The sequence below is a fragment of the Nocardia sp. NPDC055165 genome, from assembly GCF_053606985.1.
Window position 1 is genome coordinate 124,963 of record NZ_JBSGSS010000005.1, and the last position, 24,151, is coordinate 149,113.

Sequence of the window (24,151 nt, forward strand, 5' to 3'; positions counted from 1 at the left end):
TAGCGCAACCTGTCTACCATCACAAAGATGACCCTCGACGACGTCGCAGGCGAGCTGTACACCCTCGACCCCGGCGACTTCGTGTCGACCCGCGCCGAACGCGCCGCCCAGGCCCGCGCCGACGGCGACCGCGACCTGGCCGAGGCCATCACCGCCCTGCGCAAACCCACGGTCGCGGCTTGGACGGTCAACCTGCTGGCCCGGCACGCACCGCAGGAGATCGCCGCCCTGCTCGATCTGGGCGACGCCCTGCGGTCCGCCCAGCGTCAGCTCTCCGGCGACAAGCTGCGCGCTCTGGGCACCCAGCGTCAACAGGTCGTGAACGCGATGACCAAGCGCGCCGCCGAACTGGCCGCCGAGCACGATCGCCCGGCGAGTGAACAGGTGCTGCGCGAGGTCGGTCAAACCCTCACCGCGGCGCTGGCCGACCACGATGTCGCCGATCTGGTTCGCGCCGGAGTGCTGCCCACCACGGTCACCTATGACGGCTTCGGCCCGGCCGGTCTGGTCGCGATCACCGGCGGCAAGGCCACCCCCAAGCGTGCGAGCAAACCCCGCTCGGCCCCGAAGGACACCGAAGCCGAGCGTCGTGCGCAGGCCCAGCAGGAACTCGACGACGCCGAATCCGGCCTGGCGGCCGCCCGCACCGATCGCGAGGAGGCCGAAGCCGCTGCCACGCAGGCGAAGTCCGACCTCGACGAGATCGAAACCCGCATCGCCAGCCTCCGCGCCGAACTCGAGCACGCGGAGCAGCAACGCCACTTCGCCCACACCGCCGAACATCGAGCGCGCGGCGAATTCACTGCCGCGCGTAGTCAATTCGATCGCATGCAGCGCTGGGTCGAGCGCGCCCGCGCTCGGCTCACCGACGACTAGGGGTGCAGCGTGCCCGGGTAGAGGAACGCGTCGCGCGGCGGTCTCGTCCCGTCCAGCCATTCGGCCAGGAACTCACCCAGCGGCATCGAGGTCCGGCTCTGCAGGAACTCCCGGAACTCCGGCATCGAGGCGTGGCCGTCGCGATGCGCGTTCACGAAATCCTTGATCGCGGCGAAGAACACGTCCTCACCGAGCAACTTGCGAAGGGCGTGCAGGAACAGCGGCCCGCGATAGTAGACGGACGTGAATTCGTCGCCCGCGCCCGGCGCGGCCAGCGCGATCTTCCAGAACTTGGGATCGTCGAGGTGTTGCGCGATGGTCTCGCGATACTCGGTGTCCACATCGGCATGGTCGATCCGCTCCGGCCACAGGTAGTCGGCGGTGTAGCTGGCGAAGCATTCGTTGAGACAGATGTCGGACCAGTGCCGCACCGACATGGTGTCGCCCCACCACTGATGGGCCAGCTCGTGCACCACGGTGTTCAGATCGGTCCACGGCGCGTAGGTCGGGCGGGTCTGGGTCTCCAGCGAGAACGGCAGCTCGGTATCCACATAGATCCCACCGGCCACATCGAACGGGTAAGGACCGTAAAGGCTTTCGAGGAAGTCGAGGATTTCGGGCAGCCGCTGCTCGTCTTCGCGATTGCCGTCGGATTCCGGCGCGAACGCGCTCAGCACCGCGGTGCCGTTCGCGCGCCGCTGTTCGAGGAAGGTGAAATGGTCCACCGCGACCGTGGTCAGGTAGCCGATCGTGGGCTGTCGTGTCTCCCACGTGGTGTGCAACCGGCCGTCGCGCACCACGTGCTCGGTGCGGTCGCCGATCGACATGACCTCCCAGTCGGCGGGCACCGTGGCGTGCAGCGTGAAGGTCGCCTTGTCCAAGGGGGTGTCGTTGAGCGGGTACCAGGTGCTCGCGCTGTGCGGCTCGCCGACGGCGAACGCACCACCGTTGGGCGCGTGCGTCCAGCCTTCGCCCTCGGTGTCGGCGGCTGCGCCGGCATAGTCGACGATGACCCGCATCGGCAGACCCGGCGGCAGCGGTAGCAGTGGCGTGACCACGAGCTCGTGCTCACCGTCGTGCGCGAACCCCGCGGGCTGACCGTTGACGGTCACCATCAGCACCTCGGGTCCGCTGTAGTCGAGGTTGAACTGTGCCAGCGGCTGGGTGACGCGGCCGTCGATGCGGGCCGTGCCGCGCAGATGGTGAGCACCGGGTTCGTAGTCGATCGACACGTCGTAGTGGGTGACGTCGTAGCCGCCGTTCCCGTCGAGCGGATAGTACGGATCACCCAGCCCCGGAGCCCCGATCAGGGCTGAATCCGCCGCTACCGGCGGAACTCCCAGCGCCACCAGCGCGAACACCACGCACAACCCGGCCGACCAGCGCATGTCGCGGACACCTTTCGTCGACCGGATCGCACGAACCGAACCATCGTCGCAGGTGCGCGGCTAGCCCAGGTCGGAGGGCAGGTGCTGTGGGTCGAGCAGCAGGCGCTTGGTCGCGGTGCGTTTCACCCGCGATGCCAGCGCCAGGTTCTGTGTGAGCAGCCGCCATTCGACCTCGTTGATGGCGTCGCACGCCCGCTCGATCACCGCGTCGTCGCGCGTGCCCCAGGCGATCGGCATGGCGGTGACCAGCTGCCAGCGTTCGCCGACCTGACGCGGAGCACGGTCGGTGCGCACCGCGACGGCGGGCACCCGTTCACCCGGCCGCGGCGCGTGTCCGGGCAGCGTGCGCACCTTGCGGGTGATCAAGGCCCAACTGCGCTCCGGCGCAGTGGGTTCGGCGATATCGACCAGTGCGAGCAACACGATGGCGCCCGGTTCGGCATCGCTGACGACGGCGGGGACGAGCACACCGTCGTGGTAGAGCTTTTCGATGCTGGAGCGATGCGGCGTCCACAACGCCACCCACAGCGCGATGCCCGCGATGAGCACGCACACCACCGCGAGCAGAAATCCCCACGCCTGCCCGCTCCACACCAGCGCCACCGTGGCCGCGACGGCGAGACCGGCGACCAGCAGGGCCACCAGGCGCAACCTGCGTAATCCGGTGAACGTCTCGTTCACCGCATGAGCGTGTTCACGGTCGACCACGAATTCGAAGCGGCGCACGCCTTCCTTCCTAGCACAAGTTGCGGAGGAATTGCCTCCACTTATCTGCCGAGGGGATCACACACCGCACGCTACCCCCCTTTGACCTGGCGAACAGTGCTACACGCCGTCCCCGATCGGCGGGCCGAGCAGGTCGTCGGCGTCGACGATGCGGTAGGCATAGCCCTGCTCGGCCAGGAAGCGCTGCCGGTGCGCGGCGTATTCGGCGTCGAGCGTGTCGCGCGCGACCACCGAATAGAAATGCGCCTGTCCCCCATCCTGTTTCGGCCGCAACAGCCGTCCGAGGCGCTGGGCCTCTTCCTGCCGGGAACCGAAGGTGCCCGAAACCTGCACCGCCACCGAGGCTTCCGGCAGATCGATGGAGAAGTTGGCGACCTTGCTCACCACCAGCACGGGGATCTCACCGGAGCGGAAGGCGTCGAACAGTGCCTCGCGTTCCCTGTTCTTGGTGGCGCCGGTGATGACCGGGGCGTTCAGGTCGACGCCCAGCTCGTCGAGCTGATCCAGGTAGGCGCCGATCACCAGGGTCGGCGCACCCTGGTGCCGGGCCAGGATGGACTCGACCACCGGGATCTTGGTGCGCGCGGTGGAACACAGCTTGTAGCGTTCCTCGGGCTCGGCGGTGGCGTAGGCCATCCGCTCCGCGTCGGTGAGCGTCACCCGCACCTCGACGCAGTCGGCCGGTGCGATCCAGCCCTGCGCCTCGATGTCCTTCCACGGCGCGTCGTAGCGCTTCGGGCCGATCAGCGAGAACACATCGCCCTCGCGACCGTCCTCACGCACGAGCGTGGCGGTGAGACCGAGCCTGCGGCGCGACTGGAGGTCGGCGGTCATCCGGAAGACCGGCGCGGGCAGCAGGTGCACCTCGTCGTAGATCACCAGGCCCCAGTCGCGGCTGTCGAACAGCTCGAGGTGCTTGTACTCGCCTTTCGACTTGCGCGTGATGACCTGGTAGGTGGCGATGGTGACCGGACGGATCTCCTTGCGCTCGCCGGAGTATTCGCCGATCTCCTCCTCGGTGAGCGTGGTCCGCGCCAGCAGCTCGCGCCGCCACTGCCTGCCCGCCACGGTATTGGTGACCAGGATCAGCGTCGTCGCCTTGGCCTTGGCCATCGCGGCCGCGCCGACCATCGTCTTGCCCGCGCCGCACGGCAGCACGACCACGCCGGAACCGCCCGCCCAGAACGAATCGGCGGCCATCTCCTGGTAGTCGCGCAGGTGCCATTTGCCCTCGGTGTAGTCGAGGCCGATGTCGTGCGCCTCGCCGTCCACATAACCGGCCAGGTCCTCCGCGGGCCAGCCGATCTTCAACAGCATCTGCTTGATGTGGCCGCGCTCGGACGGGTGCACGATCACGGTGTCGTCGTCGATGCGGGCGCCGAGCATGGGTGCGATCTTCTTGTGCCGCAGCACTTCCGCGAGCACCGCGCGATCCAGGCTGACCAGGCACAACCCGTGCGCGGGATGTTTGACCAGCTGCAACCGGCCGTAGCGGCCCATCGTGTCGACGATGTCGACCAGCAGCGGCTGGGGCACGGCGTACCGCGAGAAGTTCACCAGCGCGTCGACGACCTGCTCGGCATCGTGGCCCGCCGCGCGGGCGTTCCAGAGCGCCAGCGGCGTGATCCGGTAGGTGTGCACATGCTCGGGGGCGCGTTCCAGCTCCGCGAACGGCGCGATGGCCTGCCGGGCGTTACCTGCCAGCTCGTGGTCGACCTCGAGCAGCAGAGTCTTGTCACTTTGCACGATCAGCGGACCGTCGGTCACTGGACTCCTTTGCGGCCGGGGCCGCGGGTTCGGGGCGCCTGCAACCCCTCGATTCAGCACTCGAGACTCGCGCCTGCGGCGCATGCGCTTCGAGCGCTGATCGAGGGGGCGGCCCCGAACGGGCTCGTAAGACTCGCCCTGTGCGGGGTTGCGTTCGGCCTTGATGCTCTGAGTTGGTGTGCCGTGCCCTGATGGGCGGCTCGTTCGATTGTACGGACCCGGTCCGACATGGTCGGTACGGCGATTGCGCGCGAGCGGTGAGACGGGTCCAGCAGGTGCCGACTGGACCGCGACACAGCATCGCTGACCGGGGCAAACTCGGTGCATGCTTCAGACAACGGCGGTTCTCGGGGTCGCGGCGGCGGCGCTCGGCATGGTGCTGACGCCGGGACCGAACATGATGTATCTGGTCTCGCGCACCGTCGCGCAGGGTCGCCGGGCGGGGATGATCTCGCTGATGGGGGTCGCGGCGGGCTTCGGCGTGTACCTGATGGCGGCCGCGGCGGGGATCACGGCGGTGTTCGCTGTTGTTCCCGGGTTGTATCTGGCGGTGAAGCTGGCGGGAGCGGCGTATCTGCTGTGGCTGGCCTGGCAGGCGATCCGGCCGGGTGGGGTGTCGGTGTTCGCGCCCGCCGACCTGCCGCACGACCCCGCACGGCGCCTGTTCACGATGGGATTGGCCACCAACCTGCTCAATCCGAAGATCGCGATCATGTACATGGCGCTGATCCCCCAGTTCGTCGACCCCGCTCGCGGCGCCCTCTGGTTGCAGAGCCTGTCGCTGGGCGCCATCCAGATCACGGTCGCCCTCACCGTCAACGCCATGATCGTCCTCGGCGCCGCGGGCCTGGCCACCTTCCTCACCGCCCGACCCCTCTGGCTGCGCACCCAGCGCTACCTCATGGGCACCGCTCTCGGCACCATCGCCGTCCTGCTCGCCACCGACAAGGCCCGCCCCACCCCCGCCTGAGGTGCGTGCCGCCGCCGCATCCCCACGCGGAATCGGATCGCCACCAGCGTGTGGGCCGGTCGCCGTCGCCGCGCGCCTGCGTGTCACGCTGCTTCGGAACAGCGAGGCGGAAGGATTGCGTGGTGAGCGTTGGTGTGCTGGTGGCGGCGTTGGCCGGGCCTTCGGTCAGCGAGCTGGACTCGGCCGTGAACGCGGTGCATCGGGGCGGCGAGATGATGGGGGTCATCTCCTTCGCCGCGTCGGGTGCGCTGGTCGCGGTGCGCAAGCGACTCGATCTGTTCGGGATGGTGGTGCTGGCGTGTGCGACCGCGCTCGGCGGCGGCATCGTGCGTGACCTGCTGATCGGGCGGACTCCCCCGGCCGCGTTCACCGACCTGACCTATCTGTCCGCGTCGATAGTCACCGCGCTGGTCCTGTACTTCATCGCACCGTCGCGCCGGCTCACCAAAGGACCGCTCGAGATCGCCGATGCGATCGGGCTCGGACTGTTCTGTGTCACCGGGACCGTGATCGCCGACTCGGCGGGGCTCGGCGCCCCCACCGCCGCTCTGCTCGGCATGACGACCGCCATCGGAGGCGGCGTGATCCGCGATGTGCTCAGTGGCGAGGTGCCCACCGTCCTACGCCCAGACCAGGACCTCTACGCGATTCCGGCCCTGTTCGGCGCGGCCGCGACCGCCGCGCTGCTGTCGTTCGACCTGTACCGAGCCTGGACCGGGCTCCTCGCCGCAGCGGCGGCGGTGGGGTTCCGGCTGCTGGCCCGGCGCTATCAGTGGCACGCACCGCTGGCCCGCCACGCGCGCGACTGACCCGTCCCCGTCGGTGACCACGGCCGGTCGTTTCCCGGTGGAGCGGCGCATCGACGGCACCGGGTCAGGGCACCGTGGTGTCGGCGCGGAGCCGGCGGATGCCTTCGTCGATCGTCTCGTCGCGCTTGCTGAAGGTGAAGCGCACCAGGTGTTTCCAGTCCGCGGGGCGATCGGCGAAGACGCTCACCGGCACGGCTGCGACGCCGAGCCGGGCCGGGAGTTCGCGGCAGAACGCCAGTCCATCGTCGGCGCCGAGCGCTCGGATGTCGGCGCAGACGAAGTAGCCGCCGTCGCTGGCCGAGACCGTGAAACCGGTGTCGCGCAACGCCCGCGAAAGCCGCGTTCGCTTGTCCGCCAACCCGGCACGCTGGGCGAGCACCCAGTCCGATTCCTCGTTGATCGCGTACGCGACGGCGGGCTGGAACGGCCCGCCGCCGACGAAGGTGAGGAACTGTTTGGCCGCGAGCACACCGTCGAGCAGCGGCGCGGGCGCGCACGCCCACCCGATCTTCCACCCCGTGACATTGAACGTCTTCGCCGCGCTGGACACCACCACCGTCCGCTCACGCATCCCGGGCAGCGTGGAGATGCTGATGTGCTCGGTGCCGTCGTAGACGAGGTGCTCGTACACCTCGTCGGCCAGCACGAGCAGATCGTGCTCGACAGCCAACTCTGCGATCGCGGTGAGGTCGGCGCGGTCGAGCACGGCGCCGGTGGGATTGTGCGGCGAATTGATCATCAACATGCGGGTTTTCGAGGTGAGCGCGGCCCGCAGACTGTCCAGGTCGAGCACGAATCGGTCACCGTCGGGCACCAGGCGAGCTGTTCGTCGCCGCGCGCCCGCGAGCGCGATCGCGGCGGCGTAGGAGTCGTAGTACGGCTCGATCAGCACCACCTCTTGATCGGGCTCGACCAGACCGAGCACGGCGGCGCTGATCGCCTCGGTCGCGCCGACGGTCACCAGAATCTCGGTGGCCGGGTCGTAGGCGGTGCCGAAGCGGCGGGCTCGGTCGTCGGCGATCGCCTGACGCAGCACCGGCATCCCGCGGCCGGGCGGGTACTGATTGAGGCCGTCGGCGATGGCCGCGCGCGCCACCTCGAGCATGCCGGCGGGTCCGTCGGTATCGGGAAAGCCCTGGCCCAGATTCACCGCGTCGTGGCGGACGGCCAGTTCGGTCATCTCGGCGAAGATGGTCGATCCGAAGGGGCGCAGGCGGGCGACGGTGGGCGGCACAGGCGGCATCTCCGCAGCGTATCCCACTATTCGGCGACGTTGCCCAGCGATAGCGAACACGCATGTTTCACAAACGTTTTCCTGCTTTGACCTGCGCTATTGTGCGTTTCCCCAACCTCAGCTAGCCTCGCCGTGTTCTACCTCACACACCACTGCGTGGTGGTATATCGAAAGGGGCTCGCATGGCCTCACCTCTGCTCGACTTCATCCTGCAACCGGCTGCGTCGGAGGTAGCCGGTTCGGCGTGGCAATTCATCCACGATCACCTCGTCGCCAGTCCGATCGTCGATTGGTTCACCGGTTCGGCGACGCCGGACAACAACATGGGTTCCTCGACGGGGGACTTCAACCTCGGATCGTCGACCGGCGATCACAACTGGGGCTCCACCTACCCGTAGAACGTCCGCGATGCACGCTGGTCCGCATCGCTACGCCGATCAGCTCAGCGCTGTGAAGTGAACCGCTGACCTCGCAGGGCCTCGACGGTGCTGCGGGGTCAGCGGAGGCGGGCGCCCGACAGTTTCGCCACGTTGGCGAAATCGTAAGTCGCCCAGATCTTTCCGTCTCGCACTGCGAAGGCGAGGACACGCACGGGTCGTCCGAACGGCGAGTTCGGGTCGGTGATCACCAGCCCCGATTGCCCGTTCACCGTGGCGGCGCCCAATTCCAGCACAGATTCTTCCTGATGCCTGCGCCAGAGGCCCAGCGCCAGTCGGGCGACCTTCTCCTGTCCGGCAACGATATTCAGCGCGGTCTTGGTGGTGCCGCCCGCATCGGCGGTGAATGTCGTGTCCGGATGCAGCGTGGCGGCTACCGCGGCGACATCACCGGTGGCCAGTGCGGCGAGGAACCGCCGCACCGCCTGATCGTGCACATCGTCGGCGACCGGTTCCGGCGCTCTGGCCACCGCCCGGCGCGCGCGGACCGCCAATTGTCTTGCGGCATCGGCGGAGACGCCGAGGATCTCGGCGATCTCGTCGAAGGGCACCGACAATCCCTCGTGGAGCACCAGCGCCACCCGCTGCTGCGGCGTCAACGCGTCGAGCACCACCATCGCCGCCATCCGGCTGTCCTGATCGCGCACCACCACGTCCAGGGGGTCGGGTGTGCGCGACGACGAGGCCGCCGAGACGATCGGTTCCGGAAGCCACTGCCCCACGTAGGTTTCGCGGCGCACGGCGGCGCTTCGCAAGTGGTCGAGGCAGATTCGGCTGACCACGGTCGTCAGCCAGGCGCGCAGATCGTCGATCTCGGACTGGTGCACGCCGGCCATCCGCAGCCAGCTCTCCTGCACCGCGTCCTCGGCATCGCCGACACTTCCGGTGAGCCGGTAGGCGACCGAAAGCAAGTGCGGTCGATGCGATTCGAACAGGTCGGCGAGAAACGGGGAAACCATCGAGTCAGATCCTACGGAGTACCCACTCGCGCTCCGCCCCACGGGTCGGCGCCGGTGATTTCGCACACGATTTCCCCGGTGGGAAGTTCGTGCCCGGCTTCATCGCTCGCGTCGCACCTGCCGGTGAGGTGCGGCGGGTCGCCGACCGGCTCGGCGCGGGCAGACCGTGAAAATCCGGCGAGAATCTCGGCGTCGACTGTCAGGATGGCCGGATGTACGAGCACACGCTCACCGACGGAACCGTCTGGCTCACCCGCCCGACCGGGGCCGATATCGACCGCATCGTCGAGTGCTGTCAGGACCCTGATGTGCAGCGCTGGACCACGGTCCCCGTCCCGTATCACCGCTGCGATACCGAGGAATTCCTCGACCGGGTCGTGGCCCCCGGCTGGGCGGACAACGCGCCGGTCTGGGCGATCCGCACCGCCGAGGACGGCCGGGTCGAGGGCATGGTCGGCCTGCATACGCGCGGACCCGGCACCTGTGAGATCGGCTTCTGGCTCACCCCAGCGCACCGTGGCCGCGGGCTGATGTCGCGGACGATCAACCTGGTCTGCGACTTCGGTTTCGACGCCGACGGTCTCGCCCTCGACCGGATCATGTGGCGCGCGATCGTGGGCAACGTCGCCTCGGCCGCCGCCGTCCGCCGCAACGGCTTCCACTACGAGGGGATGGCTCGATCGGGCGGGGTGCAGCGTGGAGCGCGGGTCGACGAATGGGCCGCGGCGCGCCTGCCCACCGACCCCGCCGTGCCGGTCGACGGGTGGCCGACCGAGGCCGGTGCCGACGGCCGATAACGCGCGGTTCGACCAGTTCGCCGACACCCTGCCCACCGCGCAACTCACCGAACGCCGCCGGCTACCAACCGCCCGAGCCCTGTGGTGAACGATCAGTTCGGGCGGTCGGTGGCTCGGCGAGCCGTTCCCCGGTGAGCGGAGATCGTGGTGGGGTCTTCGGGCCAGGCGTGTTTGGGGTAGCGGCCGCGAAGGTCGGCGCGGACCTGTGGCCAGCCGTTTTTCCAGAAGGAGGCCAGGTCGGCGGTGACAGCGACGGGACGCTGAGCTGGGGACAGCAGGTGCAGCAGGATGGGGGCTCGGCCGTCGGCGAGGGTGGGCGGGTCGGTCCAGCCGAAGATCTCCTGGACCTTGACCGCGAGGATCGGCTGATCCGCGGAGTAGTCGAGGCGAACGCGGCTGCCGGAGGGGACTTCCAGGCGTTCGGGGGCCAGTTCGTCCAGGCGGGTGGCGGCGGGCCACGGGAGCAGGCGGCGCAGCGCGGTGCCCGCGTCGAGGCGGGCGAGGTCGGCACGGCGGCGGGCGGTGGACAATTCGGGGCCGAGCCAGACGTCGAGGTCGGCGAGGAGTGCGCCGTCGTCGACGGCGGGCCACGGCGCGCCGAGGGTGCGGTGCAGGAAATCGAGACGCTGACGCAGACTGCGCGCGTCCTCGCTCCAGCGCAGCAGGCCCAATCCTTCGGCCTGAATCCCCTGCCGCACAGCCTGTTCCACCAGCGCCTGCTCGGGCTGACGTAAAGGCTTCTCCGACAGGATGATCGCGCCCAATCGCTCCACCCGCCGGGCCACCACATCACCGCCGTCCCACCGCACCTCATCGGCCACGACCACCAATCCCGGCGCGGCTTCCCGAGCGAGATCCTCATCGGCGACGGCCGCCAGCCGGATTCGGCCTTCGGCCCGCCCGGGATCACGATCGGCCACCGCCACCGCCAGCCACTCCGCAGCTGCCAGCCCCGACCCCGGCGGCAGCGTCACCGCGGTACCGCCCGCCATGAGAAAGGTGGACGACCCGCTCGCCCGCCGTCGAGCCAACCGCTCCGGCTGCGCCAGCGCGATCAACAGCGCCGCGACCTCCGTTCCGGAGTCACCATCACCCGGTCGACCGGCCACCGAGCCCGAGTTCGACACCTCTGACGAGGCATCGACCCGCGCCCCGCCGGAGCTCGACCCCGCACGCCGACCTGCCCCACGCGAGCCGTCAGCCTGTGTGCCGCCGGCAAGCGGTTGGCCGGGCTCGTCGCCGGATGACGTGTTCGTGACGAGCCGTGTCAGGCGCTGAACTTCGCGGGTCCAGCGGGGTGGGCTTCCCCTGCGGAGGGTACGCAAGGCTGCCGCGGCGTCGGCGGTGTCGGCGAGGGAGTCGTCGTCCATCAGCACGACCATTTCCGCGGCGGCTTTCGCACCGACTCGGGCGGCGCCGTCGAGGAGCGCGCGGGCGAGGCGGGGGTGAAGGCCGAGCTCGGCCATGGCCTTGCCGCGCGGAGTGACGTGGTCGGCATCATCGAGGGCGCCGAGGGCGCGCAGGACGGTGCGGGCGGCCGCGAGGCCACCTTCGGGCGGGGCGTCCCACCAGGCGAGGCCGGCGCCGTCGGGGGTGCCCCAGCAGGCCAATTCCAGTGCGAGACGGGTGAGTTCGGCGGTCCGGATCTCGGGTTCGGGATAGGCGGGCAGGGTTTGGTGTTCGTATTCGGGCCAGCAACGCCACGCGTGGCCGGGTGCTTCGCGGCCGGCGCGGCCCGCGCGCTGCTCGGCCACGGCAGCCGAGACACGCACTGTCGCAAGACCGGAAAGGCCGCGCCGGTGATCGACACGGGAGACGCGGGACAGGCCCGAATCGACGACAGCGCGCACGCCGGGAACGGTGAGGCTGGATTCGGCTACGGCAGTGGACAAGACCACTCGCCGCCGCGATCCCGGCCGGAGCGCGAGGTCCTGGGCCGCGCCCGCGAGTCTGCCGTGCAGCGGGACTACGTCGACCCCGTCGAGCTCGCGCAAGAGCCCTGCCGTGCGGTTGATCTCGCCGACACCGGGCAGGAAGACGAGCACATCACCGTCGATGGTGGCCAGCGCCGTGCGGGTAGCCCGCGCGACCTGCGCTTCGATCCGCTCGCGGGGCAGGGCGGGCAGGTAGTCCACCTCGACCGGATAGGTCCGCCCGTGTACTTCCAGAACCGGGGCACGCGAATCTCCGGGCCCGGTCTCCCCGGTGCCGAGCAGCTGTGCCAGACGATCCGCGGCCACTGTCGCCGACGTTGCCAGCACCCGCAGATCCGGTCGCAACCCCGACCGCGCGTCGAGCAGCAGCGCCAACAGCAGATCGGCGTCCAGATGCCGCTCGTGACATTCGTCGAGCACCACCGTGGCGACCCCCACCAACTCCGGGTCGCTCTGCAACCGTCGCACCAACAACCCCGAGGTCACCACTTCGATCCGCGTCCGCGCGCCGACCTTCCGATCCCCGCGGACCGCGTACCCCACGGTCTCTCCCACCCGCTCCCCCAGCAGTGCCGCCATCCGCGCCGCTGCCGCCCGTGCCGCCAACCGTCGCGGCTCGGCCACCACGATCTTCCCCGCCGACCCGGCCGCCAGCGCCAACGGCACCAATGTGGTCTTGCCGGTGCCGGGCGGCGCGACCAGCACCGCGACACCGCGCTCGGCCAGCGTCGACGTGATCCGGTCCAGCGCCGGTCGCACCGGAAGGTCAGGCAGTTCGGGAAGCTTCATCACCGACCAGTCTGCCGGAAAGGTATTTCCCGATCCGCGATCGCTGGTTACCCTGCGGGAGATGAGCATCGAGTTCGCGTTGACCACGCTTGTCATCGTCGCCACGCCCGGTACCGGCGTTCTGTTCACCCTGGCGGCGGGGCTTTCCCGAGGGACGAGGGCGAGCGTGATCGCTGCCTTCGGGTGCACGTTGGGGATCGTTCCGCACATGATCGCGGCGGTCACGGGGCTGGCCGCGCTGTTGAACACCAGCGCGGTCGCGTTCCAGACCTTGAAGTACCTGGGTGTCGCGTATCTGCTGTACATGGCGTGGAATACGTTGCGGGACAAGGGCGCACTGGCGATTCCGGAGCAGCGCACTGCGGTGGAGCCCTCGGCGCGGCAGGTCGTCACCTCGGCGGTGTTGCTCAATATCCTGAACCCGAAGCTGACGATCTTCTTCTTCGCGTTCCTGCCGCAGTTCGTGCCGACCGGCGCACCGAACGCGCTGGGTCGCATGCTCGAGCTCAGCGGACTGTTCATGCTGGCCACGTTCGTGGTGTTCGCGGGCTACGGGGCAGTCGCCGCCGCGATGCGCACCTATGTGCTGTCGCGACCGGTGGTGGTCCGGTGGATGCGGCGGGTGTTCGGTGTCTCCTTCGTCGCCCTCGCGGGACGCCTCGCGGTACAGAACCAGTAGACACAGCAGTGCGGGCCCCGGAATCCGAGGCCCGCACTATCGATCGACGGTATTACCCGCGGCGCGTGGCCACCGCGTCGGCCAAACGGTCGAGCTGGGTAGCGGTGGTGTTCCAGTCGATGCACGCGTCGGTGATGGACTGGCCGTAGGTCAGGTCGTCGGCCTTGCCGAGGGTCAGGTCCTGGCGACCCGCGACGAGGAACGACTCCAGCATCACGCCGACCACGCCCTGCTCGCCCGCGGCGATCCGGTCGGCGATGTCGGTGACGACGTCGACCTGCTTGTTGTGGTCCTTGTTGCTGTTGCCGTGGCTGGCGTCGACGACCAGGCGCTGGGCCAGCGACGACTTCTCCAGGCGCAGCTTGGCCTCGGCGCAGGACGCGGCGTCGAAGTTGGTGCCGTTGCTGCCGCCGCGCAGGATGACGTGGCAGTCGGGGTTGCCCGAGGTGCGGATCAGCGCGGAGCGGCCGTCGAGGTCGGTGCCGGGGAAGACGTGGCTGGCGGCGGCGGCGCGCACACCGTCGACCGCGACCTGCACGTCACCGTCGGTGCCGTTCTTGATGCCGACCGGCATCGACAGCGCCGAGGACAGCTGCCGGTGCACCTGGCTGGCGGCGGTGCGGGCACCGATCGCGCCGTAGGAGACCAGGTCGGCGATGTACTGCGGAGTGATCGGGTCGAGGAACTCGCACGCGACCGGCAGGCCGAGGGCGGTGATGTCGACGAGCACCTTGCGGCCGATGCCGAGGCCGGTGTTCACGTCGAACGAGCCGTCCAGGTGGGGATCGTTGATCAGACCCTTCCAGCCCAGCGTGGTGCGCGGCTTCTCGAAGTACACGCGCATCACGATGTGCAGCCGGTCGCTCAGCTCGGCGGCCTTCTCGGCCAGCTTGCGGGCGTATTCCAGCGCGGCGGCGGGGTCGTGCACCGAACACGGGCCGACGATCACCATGAGGCGGTCGTCGTCGCCGTTGAGCACGTCGACGGTGGCCTTGCGGCCCGAACGGACGGTGTCGGCGAGGGCGTCGGTGATCTGGTGGACCATGCGGACCTCGGCGGGCGAGCGCAGAGGGCTCACGCTGAGGGTGCGCTGGTCGTCGAGATCAGAATGCCGCGAGTCGACATCGGCTGCGGTGGTCATGAGATGTGGGTCCTTTTCGTTAAGAGGCCGACCCACGGAAATCGCTACCGTCGAGCCGGGCGTTATCCGGCTCGAGGTGGAGGAAGTCAGCGCGCAGGGTCGCAGACCGGCCCACCCAGGGCCGGATAGCTAAACCAGAAATATGCGCGCTGCATGCCGTGGACTGTACCACCGGTAAAACGCCGAAAGGTGAGCCATGGTTGCCCGACGTGTGGACCATCACATCGCGCCCCTCCGCCGAACCGGCGCGAAGCCCTTGACCTCTACCTTGCTCGAGCTTCTAGCGTCGGTGGTCGAGGAAAGGAAAACGACTGTGACAACACTGGTTACGGGCGCGACCGGCAACACCGGCCGCCAGGTGGTACGGGAACTCGTCAGCCGTGGCGAGAAGGTCAGGGCGGTGACCCGCGACGCCGACGCCGCACGCGCACTCCTCGGCCCGGAGGTGGAACTGTTCACCGGGACCCACAACGTGCCGTCGACGCTCGACGATGCGTGGCACGGCGTCGACCGATTGCATGTGACGGTGACCAACGGTCTCGCCGACGTGGGGGCCGAGCTGATCGGCAAGGCGATCGACGCCGGCGTGCGCCGCATCACCGTCGTCTGGGGTGGCGGGGTCGGCCCGGTCGAGCAGGCGATCGCGGAGTCCGGCGTGGAGTGGACGCGGCTCGAGCCGCAGGAGTTCATGTCGAACACGCTGACCTGGCTCGAGCCGATCCGGACCGACGGCGTGGTGCGGGAGCCGTACGCCCATCCGAGCGCGCTGGTGCACGAGGCCGATATCGGCGCGGTGGCCGCCGTCGCACTGCTGGAAGACGGGCACGCGGGCCGCGCGTACAACCTCACCGGTCCCCAGGCGCTCACACCGCCGGAGCGGCTCGCGATGCTGGGGCAGGCGGCGGGCCGCGAGATCGCCTTCGCCACGATCACCCATCGGCAAGCGGTCGAACGGCTGACGGCGACCGGGGTCTCGCAGGCCGACGCCGATTATGTGATCGGCTGGTACGCCGAGTCGAGTCCCGAGTCGTACACGGTCGACCCGACGGTGGAACAGGTACTCGGCCGACCCGCGCGCACCTTCGCGCAGTGGGCGGCCGAGCACGGGCACCGGTTCGCTTGATCAGCTCCACTGACCGGGGACGTAGTCACCGCCCGGGGTGTGGGCGATGGCGTTGAGCCGGTTCCAGGCGTTGATCATCGCGATGGCGGCGATCAGACCCGCGATCTGGTCGTCGTCGTAGTGCTTGCGGACCTGGGCGAAGGTGTCGTCGGAGACGTGGCCGCCGTCGGCGGTGCGGGTCGCTTCCTCGGTGAGGGCGAGGGCGGCCCGCTCCGCCTCGGTGAAGACATTGGTCTCCCGCCAGGCGGCGACCAGGTTGATCCGCACCGCGGTCTCGCCCGCGTGGGCGGCGTCCTTGGTGTGCATGTCGACGCAGTAGCTGCAGCCGTTGATCTGCGAAGCCCGGATCTTCACCAGTTCATAGGTGGCCTTGGGCAGCGGTGAATCGTCTATGACCTTGCCCGCCATGACCATTCGCTTGCTGAAGCTCGCGGTGATGGCGTTGCCGTAGAGGTTGAAGCGCGCTTCCATGATGACTCCTTCGTCGTGGGGTTCACAGAGACGACGAGGCAGCCGCGCACGGTGTGACATCGGCGCGTGTGACGCCGATCACCGAATCAGATCAGGCCGCAGAGCTTCTCGGAGAGCTCCCACAGTTCGGAGGCAACCGTGCGATCCTTCGCCGAGCGCGCACTGCCCGCGAGGGCAGGGTTGCCGCGCAGCCCGAGGAAGCCGTCGGGGCCGTAGAACGCGCCGGGCGTTACATCGGCGGTGGCGGCGAACAGCGTGGGCAGCGCACCCTCTTGCGCGGTGGGAGCGAGCGTGCGGTTACCCAGCCACATGATCGCGTCCTGGATGGACTCGGTGTGGGACATGAGTTCGGTCGCGGCGTAACCGGGATGCGCGGCCACCGAGATCACCGCGGCGCCCTCACCGGCCAGGCGGCGCTGCAACTCGAAGGCGAACATCAGATTGGCCAGCTTGGACTGGCCGTACGCGAGCCAGCGGTCGTAGCGACGCTGCTCCCAGTTGGGATCGGCCAGATCGATCCTGCCGATACGGTGCGCGACGCTCGACACCGTCACCACCCGATCGGTGAGGCGATCCAGCAACAGGTTGGTGAGCGCGAAGTGGCCGAGATGGTTGGTGCCGAACTGCATTTCGAAACCGTCGGCGGTACGACGCAGCGGCAGAGCCATGACACCGGCGTTGTTGATCAGCACGTCCACGCGCTCGATCGAATCGGCGAAGGCGCGCACCGAGTTCAGGTTCGCCAGGTCGAGTTCACGGACTTCGGTCGCACCGCGCAGCCCCGCGGCCACCCGCTCGGCCTTGGCGGTGTCGCGACAGGCCAGGATCACGCGCGCACCCGCGTCGGACAGCGCCCGCGCGGTGGCGGCGCCCAGACCGCTGTTGGCACCGGTGACGATAATCGTGCGGCCGGTCTGGTCCGGCAGGTTCGCGGTAGTCCACTTGCTCACTGGTGAAAGTCTAACGACGCTGGGGAAATGCGCGAATCGGCAAGGGCCGGTGCGGGGTTCGCCCCAGCGTCACGTGTCGGCATCAGGACTGCGCGAGGATCTCGTCGTCGGTCATCGCGGCGACTTCCAGATACATGCCGGCGACCGCGTCCAGCCTGCCGACGGCACCGGATTCCGCTTCCCGCCGCAACATCCGTGCCGCGAGACCTTCGATGGTGCGGGCGGTGAACAGGTCGGCGACGATGGTGTCGGGGGCATCGAGCCATTCGCGGATGCGGGCCACCGCGGTGGTGGCGAGCACCGAATCGCCGCCGAGGGCGAAGAAGTCGTCGGTGACACCGATCTGGTCGGTGACCAGCACCTCGGCGACGACCGCGGTAAGCGCGCGTTCGAGATCGGTGCGCGGCGCCACGAATTCCTCGGTGCCCTCGCCCTTGTCGAGGACCGCGCGGATGGCCTTGCGGTCCGGCTTGGCGTTCGAGGTGAGCGGCAGCTCGGCCAGCAGTTCGAGCCGGGTCGGCACCATGTAGACCGGGACCAGCTCGGCGGTCGCGGCGAGCACCGTGTCGACGTCGAGGACCGTGCCCGGGGTCGGCACCACCAGCGCGACCAGTTTCGGGGCGGCCGTTCCGACCACCGCGGCGACCGCGTGGCGAACACCGGGCACGGCGCGCAGTGCGCTCTCCACCTCACCCAGCTCCACCCGGTAGCCCCGGATCTTCACCTGGTGGTCGGCGCGGCCGAGGAACTCCAGGCCGCCGTCGGGCAGGTAGCGGGCCAGGTCGCCGGTGCGGTACCAGCGCAGACCCTCGTGGGTGACGAAACGGTCGGCGGTGCGATCCGGGTCGCCGCGGTAACCGGTGGCCACACCGTCCCCACCGATCCACAGCTCGCCGCTGACCCAATCGGGGCAGTCGTTGCCCGCCGGGCCGACGACGCGGCACTGCACGTTGCGCAACGGGGTGCCGTAGGGGACGGCGGTCCATTCGACGGGAACCCGCGCGTCGACGACCTCGCAGATGGTGGAGTGGATCGCGGTTTCGGTGGCGCCGCCCAGACCGGCGAAACGACTGTTCGGGGCCACTGCGGCCAGACGTGCGGGGAGGGCGACGTCAACCCAGTCACCGCCGAGGATCACCGTGCGAAGTGAGGTGAGGGGCCCGGACGGCGTGGCGATAGTGGATCCGGTGCCCGGGTCGAGCTGCGACGCCGGGGCGGCGGTGAGCAGCATGTCGAGCAGGCTCGGTACACAGTTGAGCAGCGAAATCTGGTGGCGGCGAACGAGTTCGACCCAGACGGCGGGATCGGTGCGCTGCGCGTCGTCGACGGTGACCACCGCGCCACCTGCGGCGAGCAGACCGAAGATGTCGTAGACGGAGAGGTCGAATTCGAGCGCCGAGAGGGCAAGCGCCCGGTCGGCCGGGCCGAGGTCGAAGCGCTCGTTGAGGTCGTCGATCGTGTTCATCGCGGCGCGATGCGGCACCTCGACGCCCTTGGGCTTGCCGGTGGAGCCGGAGGTGAACAGCACGTAGGCGGTGTTCTCCGGATCGCCGAAGACGGGGCGCGCCAACGGTTCCGCATGCGTGCGAGCCTCGGCGAGGTCGATCGCACGGGCGTCGGGAATCCGCGCACCGCCGACCGTGAGCACGGCGACAGCGTCTGCGGTGCTGAGGATTTCGGCGCGACGAGCGGCGGGCTGATCGAACCCGATCGGCACGTACACCGCACCCGCCGCGAGCACCCCGAGCACCGCGACGACCTGGTCGGGGCCCTTCGGCAGCTGTACCGCGACCGAATCACCGGGCGTCACACCGGCTTCCCGCAACGCACCGGCCACCGCCAGCGCGTCGGCGGCCAGCTCGCCATAGGTCAGCTGCCCGGTCGGCTCCCACAGCACGGCGGGCGCGGACGGATTCGTGGCCGCGTTCGCGAAGAACCCGGTGTGCAGCAACCCGCCGCTCACCGGCCCCGCGGTGGCGTTCACGCGCGCCCGAGTAGCGGCCTGCTCCACCGGAATCCGTACACCGGCCTCGGCCTGCCACCCCGCTCCCCCGGCGAATCGTGTATGCCCGGCCGCCGCGGGCGCCACCGGCGAGGTCTCCTCGACCCCAGCGGGCTCGACTGCTGTCGGCTGCGCACCGCCGGACTCCGACGAATCGGCCGATGCCTCGGCAAGTCCGGAAGGCCGGCCGCCGAGACGTTCGATCGCTTCGATGTAGCGGGCGAACATAGCGTCGACGACGCCGGCGGGGAAGGCGGATTCGCGAATGTCCCAGTTCAGCAGCAGACCGCCGCGGACCTCGGTGATCTGGGCGTCGAGGAGAACCTGCGGGCCCTGGGAGATGATCCAGACGGGGTCGCCGAAGGTGTCGGTGACGGTGTCGGGGAAGAGTTCGCCGAGGTTGAGGGCACTGGTGTAGACGATGGGAGCCAGGACCGGTTCCCCGCGATGACGGCCGAGGTCGCGCAGGACCTCCAGACCCGAGTACGCGGAGTGCGCGCCTGCCTCGTGCAGGCGTTGCTGCAGGGCGCGGGCACGGTCGGCGACGGTGGCGGGCGCGGTGACATCGACTTCCAGCAGAACCGAGGAGGTGAAGTCGCCGACGACACCGTCGACCTGCGGGTGCGCCGGTTCACGGTGGAACAGTGGCAGATTCAGCAGGAAGCGGCGCTGGGCCGACCAGCCGCCGATGGTTTCGGCGAACACCGAGGCCAGGGCCATCGCCGGGGTGATGCCGCGGGCGTGGGCGGCGTCGAAGACCTGTGCTTTGGCCTGGGGGGAGAGCCAGCGGTGCAGGCGGATCGTGCGGTTGGGATCCGAGATGTGCTGGGCCGACGGCAGTTCCGGCGCACCCGGCAGCTCGCCCAGGCGATCCTGCCACCAGGCGCGGTCACGGGCCCGCTCGTCGGCGAGGGCGCGCGCACCCTGCCCCGGGCCCGCGGCCGCGTCGGGCTGCGGTGCGGCGGCGTTGTCCGAACCGTGGGTCGCGGCGCTGTCGCGCCGGTGCTCGGCCAGGTACTGGCGGAAGGTGTAGTCCTGCGGCGGAAGCTGTTCGCCGTGGTAGAGCCGGGCGAGGTCGGTGATGAGGATGCGGTAGCTCATCGCGTCGGCGGCGAGCATGTCGACATCGAGGTGCAGGCGGGTGCGGCCGTCGGCGAGGCGCGTCAGCGCGATATCGATCACCTGGCCGTCTTCCACCGCCATCCGCTGATGCGTTCGCGCGCTGCGCAACTGCGCCAGCCGCTGCTCGGCTTCGTCGGCGGAGGACTCGCGCAGATCGGTCACGCCGAACACGGCGCGGCCGGGCCGGTCGAGAGTCTGCTGGGTGCCGTCGGGCAGGAACCCGGTGCGCAGCATGGGATGGCGAGACAGCAGTTGCTCGACCGCCTGCTCGAGCCGCTCGGGATACACGTCGGCGCCGTCGAATTCGACGTAGAGATGTGCCGCCACACCGCCGAGTTCCTGCGCGTCGGAGCGCCCGATCCAGTACGCGTGCTGCATCGGCGCGAGCGCGAACGGCGTGCCGTCGTCGGGAACGATCAGGGGTTCGCTCGCGGACGTGTCGAGCTCGCGGGCGGATTCCCCGGTGGCCGGTTCGACGGCGTCCGGCACGCCGCCACGTGCCGCGAGGTCCTCGGGGTCCGCCCCGTTGAGCAGGGCGTGCCAGGCGTCGACCGTGGGGTGGGCGGCCAGCAGGGCGAAGTTCACGGCGATGCCGCGCTTGCGCCAGGCGCCCGCGAGCTTCATGGTGCGGATGGAGTCGAGGCCGAGCTGGATCAGGTCGTCGGCCTCGGCGACGGCCTCGGGGGTGATGTCGAGATGGCGGGCGATCGCGGCACGGATCTCGGCGCGGTCGATCCCGGCGCCGCCTGCGGGTGCTGTCTCCATCTGCCGATCACTCCTTGCTCGCCGCCCAGCCGGGACGGATTCGGTACTGCCCGGCGGCAGCCTACTCCATTGAGATAGGGTTGCCTAACCTATGCAGCATTCTATGCGGTCGGACCCGCGGCACCAGCCGCCGAGAATTCAGTGAGGCAGTACGTGACGTCGACATCGGCAACCGGCCACCACGAGGGCTACGTCCCCTTTCCCGAAGCCGCCGCGCAGGAGTACCGGGGCGCGGGCTATTGGACCGGGCGAACGCTCGGCGACCTCCTCCGCGACACCGCACGGACCCAGCCACAGCGACCCGCGGTGCTCAGCGACGCCGGTGCGCAGACCTACGCCGAACTCGATGCCGCCGCCGATCGGATGGCGCACGGCTTGCTGGCCCTCGGCATCGCTCCCGGTGACCGCGTGATCGTGCAGCTGCCGAACATCCCCGAATTCGCGACGGCCCTGTTCGGTGTGCTGCGCGCGGGGATCATCCCCGTCCTCACCCTGCCCGCGCACCGCCGCGCCGAGATCGAGCACCTGGCCGCGCTGTCCGAAGCGGTCGCCTACCTCATCCCCGACCACCTCGGCGACTTCGACTACCGCGAGCTGGCCACCACCGTGCAGCAAGCGGTGCCGAGCCTGCGCCACGTACTGGTAGCAGGAGATCCTGACAACGGGGACGGCACGGCATCCGGATTCGTCGCGCTGGATTCGGTTGCTCGCGACGGTGATTCACTGCCCGAGATCGATCCGTCCGACATCGCGGTGATGCTGGTCTCCGGCGGCACCACCGGCCTGCCGAAGCTGATCGCGCGCACCCACGACGACTACGTCTACAACGCGACCGCCAGCGCGCAGGTCTGCGAGCTCACCCCCGACGACATCTACCTCACGACACTGCCCGCGGCGCACAACTTTCCGCTGGCCTGCCCCGGCATCCTCGGCACCGTCGCGACCGGCGGCGCCATCGCCTTCACCCTCGACCCCAGCCCCGAGGCCGCCTTCGCCGCGATCGAGAAGCACCGGGTGAGCGTCACCGGCGTCGTGCCGCCGCTGGCCCAATTGTGGAGTGCGGCCGTGGATTGGGAAGACGCCGACCTGAGCTCGTTGCGCTTGCTCCAGGTGGGCGGCGCGCGACTGGCCGAGGTGAACGCCCGCGATGTCGAGCCCGCACTGGGCTGCACCCTGCAGCAGGTGTTCGGGATGGCCGAGGGGCTGCTCAACTACACCCGTCTCGACGATGACAAAGAGCTGGTGTACACCACCCAGGGCCGCCCGCTCTCCCCCGCCGACGAACTGCGCGTCGTCGACGCCGACGGCAACGACGTCGCCCAGGGCGAAGAGGGCGAACTGCTCACCCGTGGCCCCTACACGCTGCGCGGGTATTACCGTGCGCCCGAGCACAACGCGCGCGCCTTCACTCCCGACGGCTTCTACCGCAGCGGCGACCTCGTTCGCCGACTGCCCAGCGGCCACCTCGTCGTGAGCGGCCGGATCAAGGACGTGATCAACCGCGGTGGCGAGAACATCTCCTGCGATGAACTCGAGGAGCACCTGCTCGCCCACCCCGCCGTCCGCCATGCCGCCGCGGTCGGCCTGCCCGACGCCTCGCTGGGCGAAAAGGCCTGCGTGGTCCTGGTAGTCACCGGCGAGCTACCCGCCCTCGGGGAGATCAAGTCCTTCCTCACCGAACGCGGCCTGGCCACCTACAAGCTCCCCGACCTGGTCCGGCAGGCGGACGCCCTGCCGATCACCGCGGTCGGCAAGATCGACAAGAAGGCGCTGCGAGCCCTGCACGGCTGATCCGCGAAACGGCGGCCCACCCCGCGAAGGGTGGGCCGCCGTTCGACTCCGAGGATCAGGCTTTGTAAGCCTTGACCACGTAAGGCGCGACGCTGCCCAGCTTCTCGCAGGTCTCCTCGAACTCACGCTCGGGGCGCGACTGCCCCACGATTCCGGCACCGGCGCGCAACCACGCACCCTCACCGGTCTGGTAGATCGCCCGCAGTACCAGTGTCGCCTCGAGCGCGCCGGTCGGCGAAACACAGACCACCGCACCGGAATACAGCCCACGCGGATCGTGGTCGTTGCGGAACACCGAGTCGACGCCCGCGCGCTTGGGGATACCGGAGGCGGTCACCGACGGGAACAGCACCTCGAGCGCGTCCCACGCGGTGCGGTCGGCGGCCAGGGTGCCACGCACGGTGGACGCCAGGTGCTGCACGCTGCCGCGCTCGCGCACGGCCATGAAATCGGAGACCGCGGACGTGCCCGGCACGGCCACCTCCGCGATCTCGGCGAAGGAGGTCTGCACCGAGATCGCGTGCTCCACGATCTCCTTCGGGTCCGCGAGCAGGTCGGCGCGGGCGGCATCATCGGCTTCGGCACCGAGCCCGAATGCCCGCGTACCCGCCAGCGGTTCGGTGGTGACGATGCGATCGTCGTCGACCGAGGCCACCAGCTCGGGGCTGAACCCGGCCGCTTCGAGCCCGCCCAGCCGCAGCAGGAACGAGCGGGCGGGCGTGTTGCTGGCGCGGCCGAGGCGATAGGTCGCCGGCACGTCCACCGGGAACGGCAGCTCGACCTTGCGCGACAGAATCACCTTCTGATAGCTGCCGGAACGGATTTCGGCGACCGCCGTGGCCACGCGCTGTTCGTAGTTCGTCGAGTCGGATCGCACGTCGACCGGCGTCGGCACCGGTAGGTCCACGCCCTGCGAGCCGGCGATCAGATCGTGGATGTCGCACGCCTCGCTCGGGGTGGCGCCGCTGATCCGCACGCCGGTGGCGTCGACGCGCACCTCGATTCGCGGAATCATCAGGTGCGCCAGCGAGGTGAGCGGATTGAGATAGTGCGTCGCCGACAGCGAGTAGGCGCAGAATTCGAAGCCGATCCAGCCGTAGGCATTGCGGCCGTCGAGCGGCAGGCCGGCCAGCGCGGTATCGATGGCGGTGGCCGGGCTGCCGGTCCAGGCGCGAGCGGTGGTCTCACCACCCCAGACAGTGCGCAGCTCACCGGCGTCGAGCTCTACGCTGCCGAGCGGATCGGCGGCAAACACCCACACACCGGGCTGTTCGTACATCACGTACTCACCGAATCGATCCGAGACGGCCAGACGTGACATCGCTGCCGCCGGGTCGGTCACATACTCCACCCGTACGGGTTGTTCCGTCGACGACAACGATCCTCCAAGGTAAAGCTGACCTAACTTTGCTTGGTTAGGT

At 69.4% G+C, this 24,151-nt stretch carries 19 protein-coding genes; 8 read left to right on the forward strand and 11 right to left on the reverse strand.

All coding sequences use genetic code 11. The features are described 5' to 3' along the window. Positions 1–27: 27 nt before the first annotated feature. A complete protein-coding gene (locus ACWFRF_RS12525; protein WP_452450016.1) occupies positions 28–876 on the forward strand; it encodes a hypothetical protein in 849 nt (282 codons plus the stop codon). Here ACWFRF_RS12525 and ACWFRF_RS12530 read toward each other — a convergent pair. The 3 genes from ACWFRF_RS12530 to ACWFRF_RS12540 form a co-directional block, all read right to left on the reverse strand. Then, positions 873–2,264, reverse strand: coding sequence for a M1 family metallopeptidase (locus ACWFRF_RS12530; protein WP_378990515.1), 1,392 nt, complete (start codon positions 2,262–2,264; stop codon positions 873–875). The genes ACWFRF_RS12525 and ACWFRF_RS12530 overlap by 4 nt on opposite strands. Before the next feature lie 60 nt (positions 2,265–2,324). After that, positions 2,325–2,990 carry a DUF3239 domain-containing protein gene (locus ACWFRF_RS12535; RefSeq protein ID WP_452450018.1) on the reverse strand — a complete coding sequence of 222 codons (666 nt, stop codon included), beginning with the start codon at positions 2,988–2,990 and terminating at the stop codon, positions 2,325–2,327. 99 nt (positions 2,991–3,089) lie between these two features. Beyond that, positions 3,090–4,757 carry a DNA repair helicase XPB gene (locus ACWFRF_RS12540; protein WP_378990517.1) on the reverse strand — a complete coding sequence of 556 codons (1,668 nt, stop codon included), beginning with the start codon at positions 4,755–4,757 and terminating at the stop codon, positions 3,090–3,092. A gap of 325 nt (positions 4,758–5,082) precedes the next feature. Between ACWFRF_RS12540 and ACWFRF_RS12545 the strand changes: the two genes are divergently transcribed. Both ACWFRF_RS12545 and ACWFRF_RS12550 read left to right on the forward strand, forming a co-directional pair. Next, complete coding sequence (locus tag ACWFRF_RS12545; RefSeq protein ID WP_378657931.1) at positions 5,083–5,727, forward strand: LysE family translocator; 645 nt, start codon at positions 5,083–5,085, stop codon at positions 5,725–5,727. Between the two features lie 212 nt (positions 5,728–5,939). Beyond that, positions 5,940–6,536 carry a trimeric intracellular cation channel family protein gene (locus ACWFRF_RS12550; protein WP_379315316.1) on the forward strand — a complete coding sequence of 199 codons (597 nt, stop codon included), beginning with the start codon at positions 5,940–5,942 and terminating at the stop codon, positions 6,534–6,536. Positions 6,537–6,600: 64 nt separating this feature from the next. On the opposite strand, the gene ACWFRF_RS12555 is transcribed toward ACWFRF_RS12550, so the two are convergent. Continuing rightward, positions 6,601–7,779 (reverse strand): pyridoxal phosphate-dependent aminotransferase, encoded by a 1,179-nt coding sequence (locus ACWFRF_RS12555; protein WP_067448665.1) that lies wholly within the window; start codon positions 7,777–7,779, stop codon positions 6,601–6,603. Between the two features lie 173 nt (positions 7,780–7,952). Here ACWFRF_RS12555 and ACWFRF_RS12560 point away from each other — a divergent pair, with 173 nt between their 5' ends. Beyond that, a complete protein-coding gene (locus ACWFRF_RS12560; protein WP_378990522.1) occupies positions 7,953–8,168 on the forward strand; it encodes a hypothetical protein in 216 nt (71 codons plus the stop codon). Positions 8,169–8,266: 98 nt separating this feature from the next. Here the strand turns inward: ACWFRF_RS12560 and sigJ are convergent, their stop codons facing one another. Then, positions 8,267–9,166 carry an RNA polymerase sigma factor SigJ gene (gene sigJ / locus ACWFRF_RS12565; RefSeq protein ID WP_452450021.1) on the reverse strand — a complete coding sequence of 300 codons (900 nt, stop codon included), beginning with the start codon at positions 9,164–9,166 and terminating at the stop codon, positions 8,267–8,269. A gap of 212 nt (positions 9,167–9,378) precedes the next feature. On the opposite strand from sigJ, the gene ACWFRF_RS12570 reads away from it, so the two are divergent. Then, entirely contained in the window at positions 9,379–9,963 is a 585-nt protein-coding gene (locus ACWFRF_RS12570) for a GNAT family N-acetyltransferase (RefSeq protein ID WP_452450022.1), read from the forward strand. Positions 9,964–10,055: 92 nt separating this feature from the next. Here ACWFRF_RS12570 and ACWFRF_RS12575 read toward each other — a convergent pair whose 3' ends face one another. Beyond that, the gene (locus ACWFRF_RS12575) at positions 10,056–12,686 is read right to left on the reverse strand and encodes an ATP-dependent RNA helicase (protein WP_452450024.1); all 2,631 of its coding nucleotides are present in this window, start codon (positions 12,684–12,686) and stop codon (positions 10,056–10,058) included. Positions 12,687–12,747: 61 nt separating this feature from the next. Here ACWFRF_RS12575 and ACWFRF_RS12580 point away from each other — a divergent pair, with 61 nt between their 5' ends. Beyond that, a complete protein-coding gene (locus ACWFRF_RS12580; protein ID WP_378990528.1) occupies positions 12,748–13,365 on the forward strand; it encodes a LysE family translocator in 618 nt (205 codons plus the stop codon). A 52-nt stretch (positions 13,366–13,417) separates the two neighbouring features. Here ACWFRF_RS12580 and ACWFRF_RS12585 read toward each other — a convergent pair whose 3' ends face one another. Continuing rightward, positions 13,418–14,506 carry a 3-deoxy-7-phosphoheptulonate synthase gene (locus tag ACWFRF_RS12585; RefSeq protein ID WP_379220174.1) on the reverse strand — a complete coding sequence of 363 codons (1,089 nt, stop codon included), beginning with the start codon at positions 14,504–14,506 and terminating at the stop codon, positions 13,418–13,420. Between the two features lie 313 nt (positions 14,507–14,819). On the opposite strand from ACWFRF_RS12585, the gene ACWFRF_RS12590 reads away from it, so the two are divergent. Beyond that, positions 14,820–15,629: an NmrA family NAD(P)-binding protein gene (locus ACWFRF_RS12590; RefSeq protein WP_452450027.1), complete on the forward strand. Its 810-nt coding sequence runs from the start codon at positions 14,820–14,822 to the stop codon at positions 15,627–15,629. Here the strand turns inward: ACWFRF_RS12590 and ACWFRF_RS12595 are convergent, their stop codons facing one another. The 3 genes from ACWFRF_RS12595 to ACWFRF_RS12605 all read right to left on the reverse strand — a co-directional run bounded on the left by ACWFRF_RS12595 (position 15,630) and on the right by ACWFRF_RS12605 (position 20,939). Then, positions 15,630–16,100 (reverse strand): carboxymuconolactone decarboxylase family protein, encoded by a 471-nt coding sequence (locus ACWFRF_RS12595; RefSeq protein WP_452450029.1) that lies wholly within the window; start codon positions 16,098–16,100, stop codon positions 15,630–15,632. 86 nt (positions 16,101–16,186) lie between these two features. Beyond that, a complete protein-coding gene (locus tag ACWFRF_RS12600; protein WP_452450031.1) occupies positions 16,187–17,050 on the reverse strand; it encodes an oxidoreductase in 864 nt (287 codons plus the stop codon). An 82-nt stretch (positions 17,051–17,132) separates the two neighbouring features. After that, positions 17,133–20,939, reverse strand: a complete 3,807-nt coding sequence (locus ACWFRF_RS12605; RefSeq protein WP_452450033.1) for a non-ribosomal peptide synthetase — start codon at positions 20,937–20,939, stop codon at positions 17,133–17,135. Positions 20,940–21,092: 153 nt separating this feature from the next. Between ACWFRF_RS12605 and ACWFRF_RS12610 the strand changes: the two genes are divergently transcribed. Continuing rightward, a complete protein-coding gene (locus ACWFRF_RS12610; protein ID WP_452450034.1) occupies positions 21,093–22,730 on the forward strand; it encodes a (2,3-dihydroxybenzoyl)adenylate synthase in 1,638 nt (545 codons plus the stop codon). Between the two features lie 55 nt (positions 22,731–22,785). On the opposite strand, the gene ACWFRF_RS12615 is transcribed toward ACWFRF_RS12610, so the two are convergent. Continuing rightward, positions 22,786–24,081: a salicylate synthase gene (locus ACWFRF_RS12615; RefSeq protein WP_452450036.1), complete on the reverse strand. Its 1,296-nt coding sequence runs from the start codon at positions 24,079–24,081 to the stop codon at positions 22,786–22,788. Positions 24,082–24,151: the final 70 nt, after the last annotated feature.

Excerpts from the sequence above, each read along its gene's own strand:
- ACWFRF_RS12575 (WP_452450024.1), bottom strand. The coding sequence starts at position 12,686 with ATGAAGCTTCCCGAACTGCCTGACCTTCCGGTGCGACCGGCGCTGGAC.
- ACWFRF_RS12580 (WP_378990528.1), top strand. The coding sequence starts at position 12,748 with ATGAGCATCGAGTTCGCGTTGACCACGCTTGTCATCGTCGCCACGCCC.
- ACWFRF_RS12605 (WP_452450033.1), bottom strand. The coding sequence starts at position 20,939 with ATGGAGACAGCACCCGCAGGCGGCGCCGGGATCGACCGCGCCGAGATC.
- ACWFRF_RS12545 (WP_378657931.1), top strand. The coding sequence starts at position 5,083 with ATGCTTCAGACAACGGCGGTTCTCGGGGTCGCGGCGGCGGCGCTCGGC.
- ACWFRF_RS12560 (WP_378990522.1), top strand. The coding sequence starts at position 7,953 with ATGGCCTCACCTCTGCTCGACTTCATCCTGCAACCGGCTGCGTCGGAG.
- sigJ (WP_452450021.1), bottom strand. The coding sequence starts at position 9,166 with ATGGTTTCCCCGTTTCTCGCCGACCTGTTCGAATCGCATCGACCGCAC.
- ACWFRF_RS12570 (WP_452450022.1), top strand. The coding sequence starts at position 9,379 with ATGTACGAGCACACGCTCACCGACGGAACCGTCTGGCTCACCCGCCCG.
- ACWFRF_RS12550 (WP_379315316.1), top strand. The coding sequence starts at position 5,940 with ATGATGGGGGTCATCTCCTTCGCCGCGTCGGGTGCGCTGGTCGCGGTG.
- ACWFRF_RS12525 (WP_452450016.1), top strand. The coding sequence starts at position 28 with ATGACCCTCGACGACGTCGCAGGCGAGCTGTACACCCTCGACCCCGGC.
- ACWFRF_RS12595 (WP_452450029.1), bottom strand. The coding sequence starts at position 16,100 with ATGGAAGCGCGCTTCAACCTCTACGGCAACGCCATCACCGCGAGCTTC.
- ACWFRF_RS12530 (WP_378990515.1), bottom strand. The coding sequence starts at position 2,264 with ATGCGCTGGTCGGCCGGGTTGTGCGTGGTGTTCGCGCTGGTGGCGCTG.
- ACWFRF_RS12555 (WP_067448665.1), bottom strand. The coding sequence starts at position 7,779 with ATGCCGCCTGTGCCGCCCACCGTCGCCCGCCTGCGCCCCTTCGGATCG.
- ACWFRF_RS12585 (WP_379220174.1), bottom strand. The coding sequence starts at position 14,506 with ATGACCACCGCAGCCGATGTCGACTCGCGGCATTCTGATCTCGACGAC.